Annotated in this window: 1 pseudogene; it reads left to right on the plus strand. The window is 77.0% G+C overall.

Going from position 1 to position 1015, the window contains the following annotated elements:
- Positions 1-77: 77 nt before the first annotated feature.
- Positions 78-1015, plus strand: a pseudogene (locus AAHZ94_RS34515) (family 2 glycosyl transferase); the annotation flags it as partial.

Here is a 1015-nt window from a genome sequence, read left to right on the forward strand (position 1 = left end):
TTCACTTCAGAGAGGAAGGCCTTCTCCGCTCATGCCTGCACCCACCACCTGCGCCTGCCTGGACGTGCTCGCCTACCCTCACCCTGCTGCTCGTCTGCTCGGTGCCGCTGGCCGGCGTCGCCGCCTACTTCGCCTCCCGGCCGCTGATCGGCTCCCGCCTGCTGCGCGCCTGGGCGAGCGTCGCGTACGCGTTCCTGCCCGCCACCACCGGGGCGTTGGCCAGCGGCCGGGTCGGCACCGCGGTGCTCGCCGTGCTGCTGCCGCTGATGGCGCGCGCCGCCGTCGCCGCCTCCGGTGTGACCATCGGCCGCGGCGCCGCCCGCCAGGTCCCGGGGTGGCGCGCGGTGTGGGCGTACGCGCTGCTGCTCACCTTCACCACGGCCTTCACACCGGTGGTCTGGCCGCTGGCGGCCGTGCTCGGCGCCGCGGTGCTCGTGGTGCGGGTGCTGCGCGGCGGGGGCGGCCGGCTGGTCGCGTACGGGCTGCGCTTCCTGGCCACCGTGCTCACCCCGCTGGTGGTGCTCGCGCCCTGGTCGCTGTCGCTGCTCGCGCACCCGGGCCGGCTGTTCGACGAGGCCGGGCTCGACCACCGCGCCGGCGCGGCCTCCGCCCTGGAACTCCTCACCCTGACCCCCGGCGGCCCGGGCGCCCCCGGCGCGCTGCTCATGGTCGGCCTGCTGCTGGCCGCGCTCGCCGCGCTGCTCCGCTCCGAGCGGCAGTTCGCGGTGCGCGCGGCCTGGGCGGTGGCGCTGGTCGGCTTCCTGTTCGCGGCGCTGGCCGGCGGCGACCACTGGGCGGGCCCGGCGACGCTGGTGTACGGCATCGCGCTGCTCTGCGCCGGCCTGGTGGGCGCCGAGGGCGCCAGGGCCAGGGTCGCCGAGCAGAGCTTCGGCTGGCGGCAGCCGGTCGCCGCCCGGGTCGCGGCTGTGTGGTATACACAACTCCGCCGCCCCCACACCGCCGCCGAGCCCCGGTTGCCGCGTGGGGGGGAAAAAAAAAAGGGGGGGGGGGGGGG

The organism is Streptomyces sp. HSW2009, assembly GCF_040240285.1.
GTDB lineage: Bacteria > Actinomycetota > Actinomycetes > Streptomycetales > Streptomycetaceae > Streptomyces.